The sequence below is a fragment of the Roseomonas marmotae genome (assembly GCF_017654485.1).
Taxonomy (GTDB): Bacteria; Pseudomonadota; Alphaproteobacteria; order Acetobacterales; family Acetobacteraceae; genus Pseudoroseomonas; species Pseudoroseomonas marmotae.
Genome location: NZ_CP061091.1, coordinates 2,482,465 through 2,497,227, shown reverse-complemented (window position 1 = coordinate 2,497,227; position 14,763 = coordinate 2,482,465). Strand labels below are relative to the sequence as shown.

Annotated in this window: 15 protein-coding genes; 10 read left to right on the top strand and 5 right to left on the bottom strand. The window is 69.3% G+C overall.

What is annotated here, in order from left to right; genetic code table 11:
• The first annotated feature begins 10 nt into the window (after nucleotides 1–10).
• Entirely contained in the window at nucleotides 11–2,077 is a 2,067-nt protein-coding gene (locus IAI58_RS11820; RefSeq protein ID WP_207447575.1) for a putative bifunctional diguanylate cyclase/phosphodiesterase, read from the top strand.
• 19 nt (nucleotides 2,078–2,096) lie between these two features.
• On the opposite strand, the gene IAI58_RS11815 is transcribed toward IAI58_RS11820, so the two are convergent.
• Nucleotides 2,097–3,341 carry a Zn-dependent hydrolase gene (locus tag IAI58_RS11815; protein WP_207447573.1) on the bottom strand — a complete coding sequence of 415 codons (1,245 nt, stop codon included), beginning with the start codon at nucleotides 3,339–3,341 and terminating at the stop codon, nucleotides 2,097–2,099.
• Between the two features lie 84 nt (nucleotides 3,342–3,425).
• Complete coding sequence (locus IAI58_RS11810) at nucleotides 3,426–4,589, bottom strand: extracellular catalytic domain type 1 short-chain-length polyhydroxyalkanoate depolymerase (protein ID WP_207447571.1); 1,164 nt, start codon at nucleotides 4,587–4,589, stop codon at nucleotides 3,426–3,428.
• A 141-nt stretch (nucleotides 4,590–4,730) separates the two neighbouring features.
• Here IAI58_RS11810 and IAI58_RS11805 point away from each other — a divergent pair, with 141 nt between their 5' ends.
• From IAI58_RS11805 to IAI58_RS11795, 3 genes are all read left to right on the top strand, one after another.
• Nucleotides 4,731–5,516 carry an aldolase gene (locus IAI58_RS11805; protein WP_207447569.1) on the top strand — a complete coding sequence of 262 codons (786 nt, stop codon included), beginning with the start codon at nucleotides 4,731–4,733 and terminating at the stop codon, nucleotides 5,514–5,516.
• An 81-nt stretch (nucleotides 5,517–5,597) separates the two neighbouring features.
• Complete coding sequence (locus IAI58_RS11800; protein WP_207447567.1) at nucleotides 5,598–6,815, top strand: class I SAM-dependent rRNA methyltransferase; 1,218 nt, start codon at nucleotides 5,598–5,600, stop codon at nucleotides 6,813–6,815.
• Nucleotides 6,812–7,219, top strand: coding sequence for a DUF3293 domain-containing protein (locus IAI58_RS11795; RefSeq protein WP_207447565.1), 408 nt, complete (start codon nucleotides 6,812–6,814; stop codon nucleotides 7,217–7,219). The genes IAI58_RS11800 and IAI58_RS11795 overlap by 4 nt, the downstream gene beginning before the upstream one ends.
• A 29-nt stretch (nucleotides 7,220–7,248) precedes the next feature.
• On the opposite strand, the gene IAI58_RS11790 is transcribed toward IAI58_RS11795, so the two are convergent.
• From IAI58_RS11790 to IAI58_RS11780, 3 genes are read right to left on the bottom strand one after another with little or no spacing between them, the layout of a single operon-like run.
• A complete protein-coding gene (locus IAI58_RS11790; RefSeq protein WP_207447563.1) occupies nucleotides 7,249–8,019 on the bottom strand; it encodes a methyltransferase domain-containing protein in 771 nt (256 codons plus the stop codon).
• Nucleotides 8,019–8,813, bottom strand: a complete 795-nt coding sequence (locus tag IAI58_RS11785; protein WP_207447561.1) for a 3-hydroxybutyrate dehydrogenase — start codon at nucleotides 8,811–8,813, stop codon at nucleotides 8,019–8,021. Before IAI58_RS11785 ends, IAI58_RS11790 begins: the two co-directional genes overlap by 1 nt.
• 15 nt (nucleotides 8,814–8,828) lie before the next feature.
• Nucleotides 8,829–10,172, bottom strand: a complete 1,344-nt coding sequence (locus tag IAI58_RS11780; protein WP_207447559.1) for an FAD-dependent oxidoreductase — start codon at nucleotides 10,170–10,172, stop codon at nucleotides 8,829–8,831.
• A 281-nt stretch (nucleotides 10,173–10,453) separates the two neighbouring features.
• On the opposite strand from IAI58_RS11780, the gene rpmH reads away from it, so the two are divergent.
• The 6 genes from rpmH to argB all read left to right on the top strand — a co-directional run bounded on the left by rpmH (nucleotide 10,454) and on the right by argB (nucleotide 14,679).
• A complete protein-coding gene (gene rpmH, locus IAI58_RS11775) occupies nucleotides 10,454–10,588 on the top strand; it encodes a 50S ribosomal protein L34 (protein ID WP_207447557.1) in 135 nt (44 codons plus the stop codon).
• Between the two features lie 28 nt (nucleotides 10,589–10,616).
• The gene (gene rnpA / locus IAI58_RS11770; RefSeq protein ID WP_207447555.1) at nucleotides 10,617–10,955 is read left to right on the top strand and encodes a ribonuclease P protein component; all 339 of its coding nucleotides are present in this window, start codon (nucleotides 10,617–10,619) and stop codon (nucleotides 10,953–10,955) included.
• 5 nt (nucleotides 10,956–10,960) lie between these two features.
• Complete coding sequence (yidD, locus tag IAI58_RS11765) at nucleotides 10,961–11,281, top strand: membrane protein insertion efficiency factor YidD (RefSeq protein WP_408906203.1); 321 nt, start codon at nucleotides 10,961–10,963, stop codon at nucleotides 11,279–11,281.
• Between the two features lie 13 nt (nucleotides 11,282–11,294).
• The gene (yidC, locus tag IAI58_RS11760) at nucleotides 11,295–13,052 is read left to right on the top strand and encodes a membrane protein insertase YidC (RefSeq protein ID WP_207447553.1); all 1,758 of its coding nucleotides are present in this window, start codon (nucleotides 11,295–11,297) and stop codon (nucleotides 13,050–13,052) included.
• An 11-nt stretch (nucleotides 13,053–13,063) separates the two neighbouring features.
• Nucleotides 13,064–13,720: a ribosome biogenesis GTP-binding protein YihA/YsxC gene (gene yihA / locus IAI58_RS11755; protein WP_207447551.1), complete on the top strand. Its 657-nt coding sequence runs from the start codon at nucleotides 13,064–13,066 to the stop codon at nucleotides 13,718–13,720.
• 74 nt (nucleotides 13,721–13,794) lie between these two features.
• On the top strand, nucleotides 13,795–14,679 hold the full coding sequence (gene argB, locus IAI58_RS11750; RefSeq protein ID WP_207447549.1) for an acetylglutamate kinase: 885 nt from the start codon (nucleotides 13,795–13,797) through the stop codon (nucleotides 14,677–14,679).
• The last annotated feature ends 84 nt before the right edge of the window (nucleotides 14,680–14,763 follow it).

Sequence of the window (14,763 nt, the reverse complement as noted above, 5' to 3'; positions counted from 1 at the left end):
GATCGTGGTGGTGGCCATCCTGCAGCCGGGGCCATCGGTCTATCTTCTGACCCTTGGCGTCATCGCGGCTGCGGCGCCGCTGCTGCTGCTCTTCCGCAGGCATGCCGTGACCGCCGATGCCCAGGCAGAGCAGTTGCGGGGCCGGCTGGCGCTGGTGCTGGAGTCGGTCCCGGGCGGCTTCGCCCTGTGTGACGATCGCGGCCGTCTGCAACTGGCTAATAGCCGCTTCCGCCGCCTCTTCCCGCGTATCGAACCAGGAGCACCCCTGGGCGCGCTGCTGCCGGCGGGCGCGGGCGACCCGGGGGCCTTCGACCACGGCCTGCCGGATGACAGCTGGCACCGGGTGACGCGCCAGCCGTTGCCGGAGGGCGGCTTCACGCTGGCCACCAGCGACATCACGCCACTGAAGCGGCAGGAGCAGGCACTGGCCATCCGCAGCGCCCGACAGCAGGCCATGCTGGAGCTGGCGCCTGTCGGAATCTGGGAGCTGGACGAGGCGCAGCGGACTGTCTTCGCCAATCCTCAGCTTGCCGTGCTCATGGGCGGCGCCGTGCCGGTGGGGCTGGCGGGGGCGGGGCTGCGCCGTCCAGCTTCGCACGGGCGCGCTGCGGCCGAGCCCCTGCAGCATCTGCCGCCACCGCATGCGCCGGTGGAGGTGGAATTGCCGCGCCGGGGCGGAACGCGCCGGCTGATGCTGGTCGCTTCCGGACCGCTGGAATCCCTTCATGCCGAAGCGGGCAAGGCCCCGCGCCTGACACGGCTGGTCACGCTGCTGGACATCACGGACCGCCGGGTGGGTCAGGCGGAGGTGGAGCGGCTGGCTTGGCATGACCCCCTGACGGGCCTTGGCAACCGTGCCCGCTTCGCTGCCATGCTGGAGGCACGCCTGGCCTCTGGCGAGGTCACGCTGCTCTCCATCTGCCTGACGGGTCTTGGGCAGGTGAATGAGCGCCATGGCCGCGACGTGGGCGATGCGGTGCTGCGTGCCGCCGCCCTGCGGCTGAGTCAGTCCCTGCGCGCGGAGGATGCCGTCTTCCGCACCGGCGGCAGCCGCTTCGCCGTGCTGACGCCAGCCATGGACCAGTCCGCCGCACGGTCCCTCTGCGGACGGCTCTCCGAGGTGCTGGCTGAAAGCTTCCGTCACGGGACGCCGGGCATGACCTTGCCGCCCGCCATCGGTGTCGCCTCCTCGGTGCAGACCCGGGCGGGTAGCGAGATGCTGCGCCGTGCCGCCGATCTGGCCCTTCAGCGCAGCGCGGCCGAGGGGCGTACGCCGGTCTTCTATGAGGACGCTCTGGGTGCCGCCGCCGACCGCCGGCAACGGCTGCGCGAGGCATTGGCCAGGGCCATCCCGGCGGTGGAACTGAAACTGCTCTGGCAGCCGCTGATCGATACGCGGGACCGGCGGATGGTGGGGGCCGAGGCGCTGCTGCGCTGGGACTGCGTGTCCTTGGGGCGGGAAGTGATGCCGGCCGAGTTCCTGCTGGCCGCCACCGGGATCGGGTTGCTGGGCGACATTGATTTCTGGATGCTCTGGTCGGCACTCTCCACCTGGCGCGGCTGGGCCGGGCGGCCGGGGGCGCCGGAAGTGGTCTCCGTCACGATGAGCGGCGGGACGCTGCTGAGCGCCGATTTTCCTGACCAGGTGCGGGCAGCGCTGGGACGCCACGGCGCCGGGGCGCAGGAGCTGGAAATCGGGATTCCCGAGGATATCCCGCCGCGCGATCTCCCGGCCCTGAGGCGGAATCTGGAGGCCCTGCGGCGCATGGGCGTGGGCCTGGCGCTGAATGATTTCGGCGGGGGTGCCTCCTCCATGGCGCATCTGGTGCAGTTGCCGGCAGGGCGGGTCAAGCTGGACCGCTCCATTATCCGCAAGCTGCCGGGAGGGGCGCGGGAAGGCGCCATCATCGGCGCCGTCGCCACCCTGGCGCGGGCGCTGCATGTCGAGATGGTCGCGAACGGGGTGGAGACGGAGGATCAGGCGGCGGCCCTGCGCGCCCGTGGCTGCCATGTCATGCAGGGCCCGCTCTTCGGCCCGCCGGTCGCCGCCGACCTGCTGGTGCCGCCGGAGGAATGAGCCCCCGGCGGCATGGCATTCACAGCGCGCGGTTGGCCCGGGCCACCACCGCCTCGAACAGCACCTGGCATCCGGCGGCGGCCTCTTCCGGCAGGATGCTCTCGGCCTCGTTGTGGGAAAGGCCGTCCTTGCAGGGCGTGAAGATCATCGCCGTCGGCACCCGCCGCGCGACATAGACGGCGTCGTGCCCGGCACCGGAGACGATCTCGCGCGCGGAATAGCCGAGGCGCGCCGCCCCCTGGCGGACGAGATCGACGCAGGCGGGGTCGAAGGGCTGGGCGGGGATGCGGAAAAGCTCCGTCAGCTCCAGCCGGCAGCCCGTGGCCTCCACCAGCGCCCGCGCCTCGGCCGGGAAGCTGGCGGCAAGGCCGTCGATCTGCGCGTCCTCGGGGTGGCGGAACTCGACGGAGAAACGCACCTCGCCCGGCACCACGTTGCGGCTATTGGGCAGGACATGCAGCTGGCCCACCGTGCCGCGCCCATCCTCGCCACGCTCGCGCATCAGCGCGTCCACGCGCTCGATCACCCGGGCGGCCGCCACCAGCGCATCCCGGCGGGCCCCAGGGGGCGTGGTGCCGGCATGGGCATCCTGGCCCGTCACGACAGCATCGTACCAGACCTGCGCCTGCGCGCCCGTGACGATGCCGATCTGCTTGCCCTCACGCTCCAGGATCGGCCCCTGCTCGATATGCAGCTCGAAATAGGCATCGGCGGGGAAGGGGGCGGCCTGGTGCCCGCCCTTGTAGCCGATGGCGTCCAGCGCCTCGGAGACGCTGACGCCCTCGACATCCTTCAACGCATAGACCTTCTCCTGCGGGTAGACGCCGGCCCAGACGCCGCTGCCCATCAGGGAATGGCCGAAGCGGCTGCCTTCCTCATCGGTCCAGTTCACCAACTCGACCGGCGCCTCGGTGACGATGTTGAGGTCGTGGAGGGTCCGCATCACCTCCAGCCCCGCGATCACGCCCAGCGCGCCGTCGAACTTGCCGCCCGTGGGCTGGCTGTCGAGATGGCTGCCCAGCAGCACCGGCTTGCGGCCGGGGTCGCGCCCCTCCCGCCGGGCGAACATATTGCCGATGGAGTCCACCCGGACCGTCAGGCCCAGCGCCTCGCACCAATCGGTGAAACGCTGCCGGCCGGCCCTGTCCACCTCCGTCAGCGTGAGGCGCTTCACGCCGCCCTTGGGCGTGGCGCCGATCTCCGCCATGGCCATCAGGCTGTCCCACAGCCGCTTGGGGTCGATGCGCTGGTTGGTGCCGGACATGAAGGGCCATTCTCCTGCAGAGGGGATCGTCCGGACATTCTGCGGCAGGTCCTGCCCTTCGGCCAGTGCGGGCGCGGCAGGGGCTTATCGCCTACGGCGGAGCATCCGGCCCAGGGAGGCGACCGAGGCCATGGCTAATTGCCAGCCAAGGCCCAGGGCCGGTGCCGTCCTGGCGCGCGCCCTGCGCGGCTTGCGCGCCACGGCCGGCGACTTGGGTGGCTGGGGCCGCACCGTGCCGGGCCTTGAGGGGCGGATCAGCCCCCAGGACTGCGCGATGCGCCAGGTGGAGGAAACGCCGACATCCAGCACATGGGCCGAGGCCGAGCCCAGCCGCATGCCGCCATGCCCTCCTTCGGCGCCACGCGGCGCCGCGATGGGCGTGCCATGCTCCAGCCCGGCGATGCGGAGGCTTTCCACCACCACCCGCCCCCCGGCGTCACGCCAGCGCCGCCGGGGGTGGCCATCGGCCGTATCCAACTCCGGCGCCGTGCCTTCCAGCCCGTGCAGGGCCGTCCACTGCTTCTCCAGTTCCAGGGCATTGCCGGGGACGACGGTCTCATCCGCGTCGCCTTGCCAGATGGCGATGCGCGGCCAGGGACCGTCGCGCCCCGCGGCGGCCCTGGCCAGCCCCGCCCAGTCCGCCGCGCGGCGCCGGCGTGCGTGGAACATGGCATGCAGTGCCTCCCCGCCGCTGCGGGCGGCGCCGAAGGGAAGGCCGGCGATGACGGCGCCGGCGGCGAAGCGTTCCGGGGCCACGCTCAGCAGGGCCGCCGCCATGGCACCGCCCGCGGAAAGCCCGGTGACATGCATGCGCGCCGGGTCCAGGCGATGGCGCCGCTGCATCCAGTCGATCATGGCGAGGATGGATTCCAGTTCACCGCCCTCACGGGCCACGTCCTCCGGCCGAAACCAGTTGAAGCAGAGCCGGGCGTTGTTGGCCGGCTGCTGCTCCGGGCAGAGCAGGGCGAAGCGGTGCCGGGCGGCCAGGACAGACCAGCCGGTGCCATGGTCGTAAAGCGGGGCGTTCTGCCCGCAGCCATGCAGCACGACGACAAGCGGCGCCCCCGCCGGAAGCTCGGCTGGCACGTAGTGGAACATGCGCAGGGCCCCAGGATTGGGCTGGAAGTCCCGCATCTCACGCAGCCGGGTGCGGGGGCGCGGGGGTTTCGGCGTATCGGCGCCCAGCAGGCGGCGCCAGCCTTTCCGGTGACGGCTCAGTTCGGCTAGGCTTAGGCGGGGCGGGAGCATGGCCGTCCTTATGCTTTGGAAAATTTGCTGCAACGCAGCATGGCAGGAACCGCCGGACCCCGGCCAGAGTTTCGGCCGGAGGTGCTTGCCTGGGGCGCCGGGCTTTGCTGCACTTCCTTCAGCACCCGAAGGGATAATCCGATGGCCCATGCCTTGCAGACCTCTGCTCCCGTCATCCTCCGCAACTCCGAGCTGGACAGCGCCGCGGTGCGGCAGGCGCGGGTGGATCTGGCCGCCTGCTTCCGCATGGCCTCGCGCCTCGGGCTGCATGAAGGGATCTGCAACCATCTCTCGGCAATGGTGCCCGGGCGGGACGACCTGTTCCTGGTGAACCCCTATGGCTGGGCCTTCTCGGAGGTCACAGCATCCCGCCTGCTGGTCTGCGACTTCAATGGCCATGTCGTGGCGGGCGAGGGCATCCCGGAGGCGACGGCCTTCTACATCCACGCCCGGCTGCACATGAAGCACCCGCGCGCTGCCGCCGCCTTCCACACGCACATGCCCAATGCCACCGCGCTCTCCATGCTGGAGGGGCCGCCCCTGGTCTGGGCCGGGCAGACTGCCCTGAAATTCTATGGCCGGACCGCCGTGGACGACGACTACAACGGGCTGGCGCTGGACGAGGCCGAGGGCGACCGAATCGCCGCCGCCATGGGCGAGGCCGATATCGTCTTCATGCGGAATCATGGCGTGATGGTGGTCGGCCCCAGCATCGCCGAAGCCTGGGACGACCTCTATTACCTTGAGCGCGCGGCGGAGGCGCAGCGGCTGGCCATGGCGACCGGGCGGCAGTTGAAGCCTGTGCCGGAGGATGTGGCGCGCCGCACCTATGAGCAGATGCGATCCGGTGACAAAGAAAGTGCCCGCCTGCACCTGGAAAGCATTAAGCGCATCCTGGCGAAGCAGGAGCCGGGCTACCTGGACTAATCATGAAAGAAAAAGGTGGATTTGCTTTCGCTGCTCGTCCGGCCCTGGCGGCCGGACGCGGCAGGCGGCATAGCCGGCCGTATGAGCACCGAACCACAACCCCTTGACGATGTGGCTTCCCGCCCGGTCCTGCGCCTGATGTCCGGGCGTGACCGGCGGGTCAAGGCCGGCCACCCCTGGGCCTTCTCCAATGAGATCGCCATGACCGCCGCCGCCCGCGCGCTGCCTCCGGGCACCCCGGTGCGGCTGGAGGGGGATGACGGGGTGAAGCACGGCACCTGGTTGTTCAATCCGCATAGCCTGATCGCCGCCCGCCGGCTCTCGGCCGATCCAGGCATGGTGCTGGGCGCCGCCTATTTCCGCGCCCGGCTCGGCGAATGCATGGCCCTGCGGGACCGGCTGGTCGGAGCGCCTTTCTATCGCCTTGTGCATGCCGAGGCCGATGGCTTGCCGGGGCTGGTGATCGACCGCTATGGGGATGCACTGGCCCTGCAGGCGAATACCGCAGGCATGGACCGCGCCACCCCGCTGCTGGTGGCCGCGCTACGGGAACTGATCGACCCCCGTGTCATCGTCGCCCGTAACGATTCCGCCGTGCGGGGGCTGGAGGGGCTGAAAGAAGAAAGTGGCCTGCTCCACGGCGAGGATGCCACGGCGCGGGTGCGGGAGGGCGGGCTGGATTTCTCCATCGACCTGCTCTCCGGCCAGAAGACCGGCTGGTTCTTCGACCAGCGCGACAATCGGGCGCATGTGGCGGCGCTGGCCAGTGGTGCCACCATGCTGGATGCCTTCTGCCATACCGGCGGCTTCGGCCTGCTGTCGGCGCAGGCCGGCGCGAGGCAGGTGACGCTGCTGGACCGCAGCGAGCACGCCCTGGCCCTGGCCATGGAAACCGCGCGCCGCCATGGCTTTGGCGAGACGGTCTCCGCGCGCCGCGGCGATGCCATGGAGGTCATGGAAAACATGATCAAAGCCGGGCAGAGCTTTGATATCGTTGTGGCTGACCCACCGGCCTTCGCCAAGGCCCGCAAGGATCATCCAGCGGCGATGCGCGGCTATTCCAGGCTTGCACGCCTGGCGGCGCAGCTGGTGGCGCCCGGAGGCTACCTATTCATGGCCTCCTGCTCCCACCATGTCTCGCCCGGGGACTTCACCGATGCGGTCGCCCAGGGCGTGGCGCGTACCCGACGCCCCGCGCGGCTGCTGGCAACCACCGGCGCGGGCATGGACCACCCCGTGCATCCGCTGCTGCCGGAAAGCGCCTATCTCAAGGGCCTGCTGCTGCATCTTCCTGCATGAGTGGAAGCCTCTCCCGCGCCTTTCATGAGACCAGCTATGTCACCGCGGAAGGGCAGGTGGCGCGTATCGGCCGCCGTTCCCCGGAGCTGGCGGCTCTTCTGCGGCGGCTGGGCGCGCGGCACGGGGCTTTCATCAGTGCCTGGAATCCCATGGCGCGGGCCTGGAGCCTGCGCCGCAACCGGCAGGCTCAGGCGCGGCTGGTGCGGGCAGCCCGTCATTGGCCTTCGGTATCCGCCCATAGCCAGCCAAAGCGGGCCTCAGCGGCAAGGTGGCGGGAGGAGCAACTCTTCTTCGCCGCCGACCGGCGGCTGGCAGTGGCCCTGGCCCGCCGCTTCCGGCAGCTAGCCATCGTCGGCGTCCGGCCGGACGGGCGGGCCTATCTGATCTGGACGTTAAAGCTTTAAAAACAGCTATTTAATAGGATTTATCAAGGCTATATGGAAGCCAGGACAAAGAACCGGCGAAAAGGCAAAAGTACCGTGCCATCTTCCAGTGGCGGGTAATGCGGGCGCAGCGCCTCAGCATAGGCGGCCAGGAAGTCCGGCTTCATCTCTTCCGGCAGGACATCAAGAAAAGGCCGTAAGCTACTGCCCATGGCCCACTGCACCACAGGGTCGGGCCCCTTCAGGACGTGCACATATTCCGTGAACCACAATTCCAGCCCTACTGAGCGTGGGCGGAGCATTCTGTAGTAGTCCTGGATCGGCAGCAGTCCGCGCGCTGAACTGACGCCTTTCAGCGCATCGGCCCAGGGGCCGTGCCGCGCCACCTCATATTGCAGTTGTCGCAACGGCATCCGGTCCATGGCCGGCATCTGCACGGCCAGCACACCGCCGGGCGAGAGCAGGGAGAGCAGATGAGGGAAGAGCGTCTCGTGTTCCGGCAGCCAGTGCAGGGCGGCATTGGAGAAGATGACGTCGACCGGCTCCTCCGGCCGCCAGGTGGCGATATCCGCCTGCTCCGTGCGGTAGCCACTTCGGGCCGCCTTGCCGAGCATCTCGGCCGAGCCATCCACCCCCGTCACCTCCGCGCCTGGAAAGCGGAGGGACAGCAGCTGGAGCGCATTACCTGCGCCGCAGCCTAGATCCACCACCCGGCGCGGGCCGTGGTGGGAGATGCGGGCGATCAGGTCGATGACGGGCTGCAGCCGCTCATCGGCAAAGCGAAGATATTGCTCAGGGTTCCAGCCGGGATTCGCCGGCATCAGGAGGCGACCCAGCCCCCGTCCAGGGAGAGCGCGGCGCCGGTCAGGCTGCCGGTGTCAGGACCGCAGAGGTAGAGCGCCATGCGAGCCACTTCCGGCACCTCCACCCAGCGCTTGCTCGGCTGCTTGGCCAGGAGGTGGTCCTTCAGGGCAGCTTCCTCGGAAATACCCTTCGCCTTGGCGATGGCGCCCACCTGCACCTCGGCCAGCGGGGTGCGGACGAAGCCCGGGCAGATAGCGTTGCAGGTGACGCCGGTCTGCGCCAGCTCCACCGCCGTCACCTTGGTCATGCCGACCACGCCGTGCTTGGCGGCGACATAGGCCACCTTCTCCGGCGAGGCGACCAGCCCGTGGGCGGAGGCGATATTGATGATCCGCCCCCAGTTCCGCTGCTTCATGCCGGGGATCACCGCCTTGGTGGCGTGGAAGACGGCGGAGAGGTTGATGGCGATGACCGCATCCCACTTCTCCTCCGGGAAATCCTCGACCGGGCTGGTGAACTGGATGCCGGCATTGTTCACCAGGATATCCACCTGGCCCAGCACGCTGGCGGCCTCCGCGAGCATGGCCCGCACCTCGGCGGGCTTGGAGAGGTCGGCGGCGGAGTGGTGCGGCTCGGTTCCGTCGCCCGCCTCGGCCACGGCGCGCCTGGCGGCGGCGATATCCTCCGGCTTGCCGAAGCCGTTCAGCATCACCCTGGCCCCGGCAGCGGCCATCATCGTGGCGATGCCCAGGCCGATGCCGCTGGTGGAGCCCGTGATGACCGCCGTGCGGCCGCTGAGGGTCTGTTCCATGATCCGCTCCGAATCCTATTTCCAACGATCCAGCACGCCGAGGATGCGCCGCATCGGCGGGGAGGGGAATTCCGTCCCCCGCAGGTTGCCCGCCGCGCGGGCGATACTGGCTGCCAGGGTGCCGTGCGGCAGCGGCAGGGCGGCGATCTCGGCGCCCGTCAGCCCCTGGTCGGCGGCCAGGGCCAGCAGGGCCGCGACCTCGCCTGCGCGTTCCGCCAGCACGGCGGCTCCGAGCAGCCGGCCCTGACGGTCGGCCACCAGCTTGGCCTGCTCGAGGCCGAAGAGGCCATCGGGCAGCGGCACCCGAAGCAACTGGGGGTCGTGGCCGGCGGCGCGGGCCTCGGCTTCTGTCATGCTAAGCTGCGCCAGGGCGGGCAGGCTGCGCACCAGCCGGGGCGGCGCCACCTGGCTCAACCGGGCACGCAGGCCGCGCAGCATGCCGTCGGCCACCACCGCCGCGTGCTGGCCCGCCGCTGCGGCGGGCAGCCCGGTATCGGCGGCCCAGCCCGCGGCCCAGACACGGCGGTTGGTGGTGCTGCGCAGATCCTCCCGCACCGTCACCCCCCGCGCCGTGGCTTCCACCTGGCCGGCCGGAAGATCGAGCGGCGCGAGGCGGGGCGCATGGCCCATGGCCAGTACCAGGTGGGAGCCCTCCAGCCGCGCGCCGCCCTCCAGCAGCAGTGCCACGCCGGCGCCCGCATGCTCCACCGTCAGCACGGCGGCATTCTCATGCAGCGTCACGCCCGCCCGGCGCAGCGCCTCGCGCAGCGGCACCACCAGTTCCAGCTCCTGGCCTGGCAGGATATTCGGCTCGGGCGTCACGAGGCTGACGCGGCGCCCCAGCAGGGCATGCGCCTGGGCGATCTCCACCGCCTCGGCCTCGCCGCCCAGGATCAGCAGGTGCTCCGGGGATTCTTCCAGAACCGGCAGGCTCTCGGGCGTCAGCCAGGGCACGGCGGCCAAACCGTAGAGGTCGGGCACCAGGGGCGCGCGGCCAGCGGCGATGACGGCATTGCGGAAAGGATAGCTGCGACCGGCGGCTTCCAGCCGGTCGGGGGCGATGAAATGTGCGCTGGCGGGCACGACTTCCAGTCCGCGCGCGCGGAAGGGGGCGAGAAGGTCTCCGCCCGCGGCTTCGGCTTGCCGTGGCATGGCGGGCACACGGCCGCTGAGGGCGGCCCCCCGCGCGGCGGCCAGCAGGGCTTCCGTCGCGAGGTCCTGGCGCAGGCTTCCTCCTGGGGCGTCACGCTCGAACAGCACCACCCGCTGGCCAGATTCGAGGCAGGCCGCGGCCACCGCGAGCCCGGCGCCGCCACCCCCGATGATCGCCACGTCCCAGGTTGCCTTCTGTTCAGCCATGCGAGTCTGCGCTCCTTCCGGGACAAGGGGGACGGGTTTATGCCGCCCAGTTGGGGTGCAAGGCCACCGCCGTCGGAGCGATTCCTGAGCCTAAAGCGTAGAAATCATGGCCTTGGCGGGTACCGGATGGTTACGGCGGTTGACGCGGCGCCGCCCCCCTTCCTATACGTCCCCTCCTTCACCGGGCGGCCCTTCGGGGGGCGGTCCGGTTTTGCTGTGGCGCGCCGGCACGATCCGGGTCGGCACGGTCCTGGATCTGATTTTTTGACGGAGTAACGCTCGTGAAGCGTACGTATCAGCCCTCGAAGCTCGTCCGGAAGCGCCGGCACGGTTTCCGCACCCGCATGGAGACTGTGGGCGGCCGCAAGGTTCTGAGCAACCGCCGCGCCAAGGGCCGGAAGAAGCTTTCCGCCTGAGACTCCGGGCGGAGCGGGAGAGCAGCCATTGGCCTCACCGCCTCGACTGAAGCGGCGGCGCGAATTCCTGCGCGTCGCCGGCAAAGGCAACCGCGCGGCACGGCCGGGCCTGGTTCTGCAGGCTCTGCCGGGCGCGCCGGGGCCTCTTCGCGTGGGCTTCACCGCGACCAAGAAGCTGGGCAACGCCGTGGCGCGGAACCGCGCCAAGCGGCGGCTGCGCGAGGCCGCGCGGCTGATGCTGGGTGCGGAAGCGCCGGCGGGCTGGGACCTCGTGATGATCGGGCGCGACGCCACCGGCGATCGTCCCTTTCGCCAGTTGCTGGGCGACCTGCGCGGGCTGTTGAAGCAGCTCGGCGTCACGCCGTGAAGCGGCTGGCGGGCAGCAGGCCCAAGGGTTGGCGCCCGGCGGTGCTGGTGCTGAAGGGCGCGGTGCGCACCTACCAGCTGACGCTGCGAGGGGTCATCGGCAGCCATTGCCGCTTCTACCCGCATTGCAGCGCCTATGCGATCGAGGCGCTGGACATTCACGGCGCCGCGCAGGGCTCCTGGCTTACCGCGCGGCGCTTGCTCCGTTGCCATCCCTGGCATCCTGGGGGATACGACCCCGTACCGCTTCCGACCCCTGGCCCGGGGAAGACGGAAGCGGAACCGAATTGCCCGCCGGCTTCGACGGCGGCCCACCAGAAGGCCTGATGGCACCACCCCGATGGACCAGAAGCGACTTTTCGCGGCGATCGCGCTCTCGATCCTCATCGTCCTGGGCTTCGAGCTGTGGAAGCGTGAGACGACCCCGACGCCTGATCCGGCGCCGGCTGTCGCCAGTCAGCAGACCACGCCGGGCGCAGATACCCCGACGGTAGCGCCGGCCGCCCCAGGCACGGCCGCTGCAGCCCAGGCCGCCGCGGCCAATCGGCCCCCGGCGGAGCGGCTGAAGATCGAAAGCCCGCGCGTGGCCGGCAGCCTCAGCCTGCGCGGCGCGCGGCTCGATGACCTGATCCTGAAGGACTATCACGAGACCACCAGCAAGCTCTCGCCGAACGTTCGCCTCTTCGCGACGCGGGACGAGGCGGAGCCATATTACGCACAGTGGGGCTGGACGGCCGCCGATGGCCGCACCCGCGTGCCGGACAACGAGTCGGACTGGACCGCCGAGGGCGGGCCTCTGGCGCCGGGCAAGCCGGTGACGCTGTCCTGGGACAATGGCCAGGGGCAGATCTTCCAGATCGTGCTGGGCCTGGACGAGAACTACATGTTCACAGTCGATCAGCGGCTGGTGAACAACGGTGCCGAGGCGGTTTCCGTGCTGCCCTGGACGCGGATCCGCCGCGAGACGACGCCGCAGGTGTCCGGCTTCTACATCCTGCATGAAGGCTTCGTGGGCGTGCTGGATGGCCGCCTGTATGAGACCACCTACAAGAGCGCCAAGGACACCGGCCCCGAGCAGCGGGGCGTGGTGATGGAGCGGCAGACCAATGGTGGTTGGGCCGGCTTCACGGACAAGTACTGGCTGACCGCCATCAACCCGATCGACGCCGCGCAGCCGATGAGCGCTTCCTGGCGTCATGTGCCGGATGGCTGGCAGGACCGTTGGCAGGTGGACTTCGCGCCGCCCGCTGCGCAGCAGGTGGCCGCTGGCGCGACCGGCTCGCTGGGTACCCGCGTCTTCGCGGGCGCCAAGGAAGTGCATCTGCTGGATCGCTACCAGGACGACCTGCACATCACCGATTTCGACAAAGCGATCGATTTCGGCATGTTCTACTTCCTGACCAAGCCGTTCTTCTACGCGCTGGACTGGCTGTACCGGCAGTTCGGTAACTTCGGCATCGCCATTCTGGTCTTCACGGTGTTCCTGAAGGCGGTGTTCTTCCCGCTTGCCAGCAAGGCCTACAAGTCGATGGAGCGCATGAAGATGCTGGCTCCGAAGATGACGGAGGTGCGTGAGCGGTACAAGGACGACCCGGCCAAGGCCCAGGCGGAGATGATGGCGCTGTACAAGACGGAGAAGGTGAATCCCGCCTCTGGCTGTCTGCCCATCCTGATCCAGATCCCGGTCTTCTTCGCCCTCTACAAGGTGCTGTTCGTCACCATCGAAATGCGGCACGCGCCGTTCTTCGGCTGGATCCATGACCTTTCGGCGCCGGACCCGACCAACCTCTTCACGCTCTTCGGGACGATTCCCTGGGATCCGCCGGCCATGCTGCACATGCCGGTCTGGGCGATCATCATGGGCGTCACCATGTTCCTGCAGCAGAAGATGAACCCGACGCCGCCGGACCCGATCCAGGCCAAGATCTTCGCCTGGATGCCGGTGATCTTCACCTTCATGCTGGCCTCCTTCCCGGCGGGCCTGGTGATCTACTGGTCCTGGAACAACCTGCTCTCCGTGGCGCAGCAGGCCTGGATCGGGCGCCATGAGCGGCGGGAACGCGCCCAGGCCATCAAGCTGGCCAAGGCGAAGCGGTAAGGAGTGCGGATGTGACCGGTCTGGCCGAGGTGAGGGACGAGGAAGAGCGCGCGGCGGTGCTGGAGGCAGGGCGGCTGCTCTTTTGCCGCCCCTGCACCTTCTTCTATGCGGCGCAGAAAATCGATCAGCTGCCCGACCCCGGGCTGCCGGAAGTGGCTTTCTGCGGCCGCTCCAATGTCGGCAAATCCTCCCTCACCAATGCTCTGACGGGGCAGAACAGCCTGGCGCGTGTCTCGCACACGCCAGGCCGCACCAAGCAGCTGAACTTCTTCAACCTCGGCGACCGGCTGGTGCTGGTGGACATGCCTGGCTACGGCTACGCCCAGGCCGCCAAGAGCGTGAAGGAGGACTGGCAGGGGTTGATGTTCAACTTCCTCCGCGGCCGTCCGAATCTGCGTCGCGTCGTGTTGCTGCTGGACTCGCGTATCGAGACCAAGGCCTCGGATCACGCCGCCATGAAGCTGCTGACCGAGGCCGCCGTGACCTTCCAGATCGTGCTGACCAAGGCTGATGACGTGAAGCCCGCGCAACTGGAGAAGCGGCAGGAGGACGCGCAGGCACTGGTGAAGAAATACACCGCCGCGCATCCGCTGGTGATCACCACCAGCAGCGAGACCGGGCTCGGTATCCCGGAGCTGCGGGCGGAACTGGCGGCGCTGGCCGCCTGAGGGCATCCCTTGACCCTTCGCCCCGCGCATCTTAGACGCGGCGCGGACAAGGCCCCGCCGGCGAAGGAACCGTCATGACCGAAGAAGCGCGCAGCCAGATGGAACTCCTCGCCCAGGCATTGCCGTTACTGAAGCGATACGACGACCAGACCATCGTCGTGAAATACGGCGGCCACGCGATGGGCGAGGAGGAGGCGGCCAACCGCTTCGGCCGCGATATCGCCCTGCTGGAGCAGGTGGGCGTGAACCCCGTGGTCGTGCATGGCGGCGGACCGCAGATCAACGCCATGCTGAAGCGGCTGAACGTCCAGTCCACCTTCATCAACGGCTTGCGCGTCACCGATGCCGAGGCCGTTGATGTGGTGGAGATGGTACTCAGCGGCACCGTCAACAAGCAGGTGGCGGACTGCATCACCCGCGCCGGCGCCATCGCTGTGGGCATTTCCGGCAAGGATGGCGGCCTGATCCGCGCCCGCAAGCTGGAGCGCATGTGGCGCGACCCGGCCGACAATGTCGAGAAGGTGCTGGACCTCGGCTTCGTGGGGGAGCCGGATACGGTGGACCCGCATGTGCTGGAGTTGCTGATCGGCGCGCAGATTGTGCCGGTGGTGGCCCCCGTGGGCGTGGGCGCGGATGGCCAGACCTACAACATCAATGCCGATACGGCGGCCGGCGCCATCGCCGGCGCGCTGAGCGCCTCCCGCCTGCTGATGCTGACGGATGTCGCCGGCGTGCTGGATGCCGATAAGAAGCTGATCCCGGAGATGACGGTGGCCGAGGCGCGGGCCGGAATCGCCGCCGGCTGGATCTCGGGCGGCATGATCCCGAAGATCGAGACCTGCATCTATGCCATCGAGAAGGGCGTGAAGGGGGCAGTCATCGTCGATGGACGCGTGCCGCATGCCGTGCTGATCGAACTCTTCACCGAGGGCGGGGCGGGCACGCTGATCCGTCCGTGACGTTCGGCCGGGCCGTTGTTGACAGCGGCCCGGCCCGACCCGATACCGGCGCGAACCGCTTTTTTCAGCTTCGCCGACCGGGAT

Excerpts from the sequence above, each read along its gene's own strand:
- argB (WP_207447549.1), top strand. The coding sequence starts at position 13,795 with ATGACCGAAGAAGCGCGCAGCCAGATGGAACTCCTCGCCCAGGCATTG.
- yidC (WP_207447553.1), top strand. The coding sequence starts at position 11,295 with ATGGACCAGAAGCGACTTTTCGCGGCGATCGCGCTCTCGATCCTCATC.
- IAI58_RS11800 (WP_207447567.1), top strand. The coding sequence starts at position 5,598 with ATGAGCACCGAACCACAACCCCTTGACGATGTGGCTTCCCGCCCGGTC.
- IAI58_RS11780 (WP_207447559.1), bottom strand. The coding sequence starts at position 10,172 with ATGGCTGAACAGAAGGCAACCTGGGACGTGGCGATCATCGGGGGTGGC.
- IAI58_RS11810 (WP_207447571.1), bottom strand. The coding sequence starts at position 4,589 with ATGCTCCCGCCCCGCCTAAGCCTAGCCGAACTGAGCCGTCACCGGAAA.
- IAI58_RS11790 (WP_207447563.1), bottom strand. The coding sequence starts at position 8,019 with ATGCCGGCGAATCCCGGCTGGAACCCTGAGCAATATCTTCGCTTTGCC.
- IAI58_RS11805 (WP_207447569.1), top strand. The coding sequence starts at position 4,731 with ATGGCCCATGCCTTGCAGACCTCTGCTCCCGTCATCCTCCGCAACTCC.
- IAI58_RS11785 (WP_207447561.1), bottom strand. The coding sequence starts at position 8,813 with ATGGAACAGACCCTCAGCGGCCGCACGGCGGTCATCACGGGCTCCACC.
- IAI58_RS11815 (WP_207447573.1), bottom strand. The coding sequence starts at position 3,341 with ATGTCCGGCACCAACCAGCGCATCGACCCCAAGCGGCTGTGGGACAGC.
- IAI58_RS11795 (WP_207447565.1), top strand. The coding sequence starts at position 6,812 with ATGAGTGGAAGCCTCTCCCGCGCCTTTCATGAGACCAGCTATGTCACC.